We start from the raw sequence: 6,005 nt of genomic DNA, 5'->3' as shown, positions 1-6,005 counted from the left end.
GGTGGGCCCGTGACCGGGCGGCCCACACGGTCGTTCTGCCACGCCTCGGCCTGGAGGACGTCACAGCCCTGGTGGCACGGCGGTTGCGGGCGGTGCCCGACGCCGGCCTGGCGGGACGGGTCCACCGGCTGACCCGTGGGATCCCCGCAGCGGTCGACGCCCTGCTCGTCGAATGGTCGGGACGGGACGCGATACGCGTGGCCGACGGGCACGCCTTTCTGGGCGCCGGCACACCGGTGCCGGTGCTGCCGGACGGCGACAGGTACGTCCTGGCCCTGCGGTCGCTGGGCGAGCCCTGCTGGACGGTGGCCGCGGCGCTGAGCGTCCTGTGGCCGCTCGGCCGGACGGCCGCGGCACTGGTCGCGGCATCGACCGGGCTGTCCGCCGCCGCTGTCGGAGACAGCATCCGCCGTCTGGTGGACGAGGGCATCCTGGACGAACTGTCCGGGCAGGACGCCACCTCGCCGCGCGGCTGGACGTTCCGCGTACCGCTGATGGCAGACGCCGTCCGGGAGCGGCTGGGGCCGCTGGAGCGCGGCCGCCTGTCCGCCGCCGCAGTGGGAGCACTGTGGGCGGACGGGGGTACGCCGGCCACCGGGACGCCGTACGGCACACCGGCGGCCGCAATCCTCGGCGAGGCGGACGCGGAGACCTATCTGCCGGACCGGATCGCCGAAGCCGGAATCCTGGTCGACCCCGAACGGGCGGTGGCGGAACTGACAGCGGCCGCGAGAGCGCTGTATCCCGACCTCGACCGCCGGGGGGCGCTGCGGTGGTACCTGGGGGCCGTACGCCTCATCGAGGATCCGTTGGCCCGTGACCTGACGGTGCTGCGGTGCGGTCAGGCCGCCCACGGCTGCGGTGACTACCCGACAGCCCGGGAAGCGGCCGAGTCGATCATGTCCAACCCGGCCGAAGGCATGGACCCGGTGTTTCTCCACGAAGCGGCCACCCTGCTGGTGGCATCGGCCGGCGCCGAGAAGGACTGGCCCGCCCTGTCCCGGATGGGCACCGCGTCCTGGTGGGACGGACTGCCGCTGCCCGCCGTGGCCGCCCTGGCCGGCCGTGTCCAGGCACTGTGGCAGTTGGAGAAGTGGCGGGAGGCGCTGACCCTGCTCTCGCAGACCGAGCCGGTATGGCAGGCGGCTCCTGGCAACCGCGCGGTGCTGGAACTGTTCAGCGAGGTCGGGGAGTTCGTACTGGGCCGACCTCATCGGTTCACGCGCGCGCTGACCACACCGGACCTGCCGGACCTGTCGCGCAGCAAGATGTTCGCGATCGTCATCGCCCAGCTGGACATGCTGCTCGGCACCGGCGACCTGCGGCGGGCGACGGCCCTGCTGGCCGCCCGAGGGCAGGCACCGGAACTGCTTCCCGCCTGCAGCCAGTTCCTCTTGAAGCACCTTGAGGGCCGGTGGGACGAGGCGCTCGCGCTGGCCCGTCGGCTCCTGGTCGACGGTGGGGTGCTGAACGTGGTCCCCGGACACCATCTGGTCCCCGCGCGAACGGCGGCCGTCCTCCTCGCGAGGGGTCGCACCACCAGCGCCGGCCGCCTGATCAGCAGCGCGCGCGGGCAGGCGGACGGACATCTCGAAGCGGACGGGCCTCTCGAACACGTCCTGGATCACATCGACGCCGAGGTGCGCCGGACCGTCGGCGACCTCGGCCGAGCCGAGGAGATACTGAGACGCGGGCTGAGCACGGCGGATGCCCGCGGATCCGTCTACGGCACCGATGAGCTGTGGGCCTCCCTCGCCGAGGTGCTCATGGAAGCGGGACACACCGGTCGGGCGGTGGCCTGCCTGGAGCCTCTTGAGCGGCTGGCCAAGGGGATGGACAGCGGACGGACACGGCTGCTGTACCTGCTGACCTACGTCCGGGTCCTGCGGCCCGGTCCCGCGGACGCCCGCCGACATCTGCTCGAAGCGGTCGAACTGGCCCGCGAACGCGGCCAGATGTTTGAAACGGCGGTGACGCTCACGGCCGCCGCACGTGCAGACGCGGGCTCGGCGACACTGCTGCACGAGGCGTACGAACTGTTCGGCGAGACCGGTGCCACACTGTGGCGCTTCCACGCCAGGGCGGCGATGCGTGAGACCGGGCTGGTCGTACCCGGTCGCAAGCAGGCCACTGCAGAGAACGAGCAGCTGCTGGCCACCCTGCTCGCCGAGGGCCTTACCAACCGCCGGATCGCCGCCGTACTGCGACTCAGTGAGGACGCGGTCGCCAACCGCCTGTCCCGGTTGTTCGCACGTACGGGTATCCGATCCCGCACCGAGGTCGTGACCGCCGTGCTCGCCGGCGGGCCGCTGACCGCGAATGACCAGGAATGACACGTGAATGACGGGTGGCGGCCCCGCGGAGCCGCGGGACGGGCCGCAGGTGCCGGGCCCCCGGCCTCAGCTTCGGCCCTCCCTGTACGGCGCCGCCGACGCCCCTGCCAAGGCGGACGACGGGACGGGCCGCACAAGCCCCGTACCCCCATGCCCGGCACCCGGCCCAGGGCCGCTGGTGACAGATTTCCCTGTGCTTAGCGGACGAGGGTCCAGGGGAGCGGATCAGCGCGATCACACATGGCAGCATCGGCCTCCCGAAGCTCGTGGACCACTTGAGCCCCGGACGGAGAGGGCACATGCCTCAACAGGTACTCGCGGACACCGTGCGCGTGGCGCTTCACTCGCCCGACATCGTCGTCGGCGCCGGGCTGGTCAGCTACCTGCGCAACGACCGTCGCACCTGCGAGGTCCCACCGGGCAGGGCCCAGGAGGCCGACGTCATCGTGGTCGCCGTGGACATCGCCGACGCCTCCGCCCTGGACCTGCTGGGCACCCTGTGCGACAAGCCCGACGTACGCTTCGCCATGGTGGTGGGAAAGGAATGGCAGGCCGATGTCTCGGCCGCGGTCGACCGCGGAGTCCGCGCCGTGCTGTGGCGCGACTCCTTCAGCCCGGCGACCTTCATCCAGACACTGCTCACCATCGCGGACGGCGGCGGGAGCCTCCCGCCCACCCTCCAGGGAACCCTGATGGAACAAGTCCGGTGGACCCAGCGGGAGGTCCTCGCTCCACGGGGCCTGACGGCATCCGGAGTCAGCCGGCGCGAGGTGGACGTGCTGCGTCTGGTCGCCGAGGGCGAAGAGCTCTACGAGATCGCGACGAAGCTCTCCTACTCCGAGCGCACCGTCAAGTACATCCTCTACGGACTGATGAAGCGCTTGCGGCTGCGCAACCGCGCCCATGCGGTCTCCTACGCCATACGCGCCGGCCTCATCTGACCGTCTGCCCCGTACCCGCCACGCCCCGAAGCGCGCGCCCCTGCCCCGCGCCACCTGCCCCGATGGCCCGCACGCGGCGGCTGGACACGACGAGGCCCCCTCACCGGACGGGAGGGGGCCTCGTCGTGTCCATTCAGCAGGAGGCCGGCGGGATGCTCTGCTCGTACTGGAAGACGTTGCGCGGGTCGTACTTCTGCTTGATCTGGCGCAGGCGGTCGAAGTTGCCGTCCCAGTAGGCGGTTTCCCAGTCCTGCATGCCGATGTTGGGGACATTGACGTAAGCACCGTGTACGTAGGGCCGCAGCGCCTGGCTGAACTCCGCGATCCACGCCTGGGCCCGCGTGGTCAGTTCGTCGCCGCTGCCCGGCACACCGCGCTTGCCCCAGCCCGCGCCAGGCTCGGAGTAGAACAGCGCGTCGCGGTGCGGGAACGACGTGCCGCCACGCGGAGCCTTCCTGACCGCACCGCCGAACGCCTGGGTGAAGAAGTTGCTGTCGTCCGTCGGCGCGTCCCGCATGAACGACGCGATCACGCTGATCGCCTCGTCCGGGAACGGCTTCTTCGTGAACTGGGAGAAGAACTTCCAGTTCGCAGGCTCGTCCTCGGTCGGGACCTGGAAACTCGTGTACACATCGCCCCAGTTGCCGACCTGCGCGGTGATCTTGGGACGGCCGACCGAGAGGATCGGCGCCAGCAGCTTCTTCGCCTCCGCGGGCGTTCCCTCCGCCAGGACCGCGAACAGCAGGATCTGGTTCGGGTGGATCTCCAGCTGGGTACCCATGCGGTTGTCGGTGACCGGGGCCGTACGCTGCCAGGCGTCGAACACCCGGTGCAGGTCTCCGAGCCCGTCCCACGCCGCCTGAAGATAGGTGACGCTCTTGAGCGGGGCCACCTTGTAGGTGAGCGAGGTGACGATCCCGAAGTTGCCGTTGCCCGCGCCGCGAAGTGCCCACAGCAGGTCGGAGTTGTGATCCAGCTCCGCCCTGATCACCTTGGCACACGCGGCGCCGTCCGGTACCACGACCTCGGCGCCGATCAGGCTGTCGCAGGCCATGCCGAGGTAGCGGGTGAGGAAACCCAGGCCGCCGCCGAGGGTGGCACCGGCGAGGCCCACACTGCCCTCCGTGCCTGTCGTCACCGCGAAGTTCTTCTTCGCGAGCGTCGTCACCGCTTCCAACTGGTTGAGCCCGGCGCCCACGGTGGCCGTACGGGCCTGGGTGTCGATGTGCGCCGACTTCAGCTCACTGATGTCGATCACGATGCCGTTGTCGACATTCGACCAGCCCTCGAGGCTGTGGCGGCCACTGCGCACCCGCAGCGCGACGTTGTGCTGCCGCGCCCACGTGAGGGCGTTGACGACGTCCTCGGTGTTCCGGGCGAAGACGATGACCAGCGGATAGTGCACGAACAACTCGTCCCAGCCCTGGCTGGCGTCCGCGTAGTTCGGATCGTTCGGGCGGACGATACGCCCGGTCAGTCTCGCCGGCGCACACGTCTCACCCCCGGCCCCGGCACCCTCGGCCCCGGCATTCACAGCGCTCGCGGCCGAGACTTCGGCGGGCTCGACACCCGAGACGACGACCGCGCCGGCGCCGGCGACCGCCGTCGCCTTGAGCACTCCGCGACGAGAAAAGCCGTTCATGGTCCGTGTCCTCTCGACTGCCACCTGATTTGAATCACCCCTTTATGGGCGATTTGCGCGAAGCGGACAGTAGCAAGAGCGGCTGTCGGGGGCTGTCCCGACACACACGAAGACGGCCTTGAGTGCGCAACATCCTGCTCGCGGCGGCAGGAGGACGGCGGGGACCCCGCGCAAGCCGCCCCCCGTCCCGTTCCGACCTGGCGCCCGGATTTCCGCCGGAGACAGCCGACGCGGTTCGAGCAGATCCCCCGTGAATGCGGATTCCCCGTGGATACAGTCGGCTCGCCCTCGCAGGCGCCGACCTGGCCAGACCTTGACCGGCCTGGGCGAAGTACCTCGCCCACCGGCTCTCCGAAGGGCGTGACGTCGGACGGCAGGTCCTGGAAATCACCGCCCGATACCGCGGGCGGATCCGGCTCCAAGTCGCTGACCAGCGTAAACACGGGGGAATGGTTCGTGTCTCACCTCGGACACCGATCGGCAGCCCACGGATTGCCGAAGAGTGCTGGTCGAGATCATCTCAGCCGGCGTTTTTTGCTTCCCGGACCCGTAGGTGAGTGGCCCGGGCTAAGGTGTGCCGATCATGACTTCTTCCACAACTCTGTTCTCGGGGCTGGGCCGTGTGGTGGTGCTTGTCGGCGACCCCGATGCGGCCCTGGCTTTCTACCAGGGCGTTCTCGGTTTCCGTGTCCTGCACGACCGGACGGCGGACGGGTATCGCTATGTGCACGTCGGTGTGCCGGGCCAGGAGGCGGTCGGCCTCTGGCTCATGACCGCCACCGGCGAGCGTGAACGTGGGCTGATCGGCCGGCAGTGCGGCGATCAGCCTCTGCTCGTTCTGTACACCGCGGACCTGGACGCGGTCCGCGAGCACCTGCGCGAACACGGGGTGCGGACATGGAATGAACGGGAGGACGAGGACAGCCGGTCGCTGCACCTGGCCGACCTGTACGGGAACGTGATCATCGTGGCACAGCTGTCCGAGCCGGCGATGCCGGCGGTCCCAGCCCCTCATTGACGACGGCGAACCGACGGGTACCGCGGGACATCAGGTGCGGGCCGGCTTCGCCCCGGTCGCGGGGGCGGGCG

At 70.1% G+C, this 6,005-nt stretch carries 4 protein-coding genes; 3 read left to right on the top strand and 1 reads right to left on the bottom strand.

Annotated features, from left to right (window positions below):
• Together BFF77_RS14345 and BFF77_RS14340 are read left to right on the top strand one after the other, a co-directional pair.
• The coding region (locus BFF77_RS14345; protein WP_141698440.1) for a LuxR C-terminal-related transcriptional regulator at positions 1 to 2,333 on the top strand (2,333 nt) is incomplete at its 5' end.
• Positions 2,334 to 2,632: 299 nt separating this feature from the next.
• Positions 2,633 to 3,274: a helix-turn-helix transcriptional regulator gene (locus tag BFF77_RS14340; RefSeq protein WP_066948795.1), complete on the top strand. Its 642-nt coding sequence runs from the start codon at positions 2,633 to 2,635 to the stop codon at positions 3,272 to 3,274.
• Between the two features lie 133 nt (positions 3,275 to 3,407).
• Here the strand turns inward: BFF77_RS14340 and BFF77_RS14335 are convergent, their stop codons facing one another.
• Positions 3,408 to 4,916, bottom strand: a complete 1,509-nt coding sequence (locus BFF77_RS14335; protein ID WP_066948793.1) for an FAD-binding oxidoreductase — start codon at positions 4,914 to 4,916, stop codon at positions 3,408 to 3,410.
• Between the two features lie 583 nt (positions 4,917 to 5,499).
• Between BFF77_RS14335 and BFF77_RS14330 the strand changes: the two genes are divergently transcribed.
• Complete coding sequence (locus tag BFF77_RS14330; RefSeq protein WP_079125146.1) at positions 5,500 to 5,934, top strand: VOC family protein; 435 nt, start codon at positions 5,500 to 5,502, stop codon at positions 5,932 to 5,934.
• Positions 5,935 to 6,005 lie beyond the last annotated feature (71 nt).

Origin of the sequence: Streptomyces lushanensis (genome assembly GCF_001700515.1) — a bacterium.
GTDB classification, from domain to species: domain Bacteria; phylum Actinomycetota; class Actinomycetes; order Streptomycetales; family Streptomycetaceae; genus Streptomyces; species Streptomyces lushanensis.
The sequence above is the reverse complement of the archived record's forward strand: the minus strand, read 5'-3'. Positions and strand labels throughout refer to the sequence as shown.

Coding starts and splice junctions, on each gene's coding strand:
- BFF77_RS14340 (WP_066948795.1), top strand. CDS start 2,633: ATGCCTCAACAGGTACTCGCGGACACCGTGCGCGTGGCGCTTCACTCG.
- BFF77_RS14335 (WP_066948793.1), bottom strand. CDS start 4,916: ATGAACGGCTTTTCTCGTCGCGGAGTGCTCAAGGCGACGGCGGTCGCC.
- BFF77_RS14330 (WP_079125146.1), top strand. CDS start 5,500: ATGACTTCTTCCACAACTCTGTTCTCGGGGCTGGGCCGTGTGGTGGTG.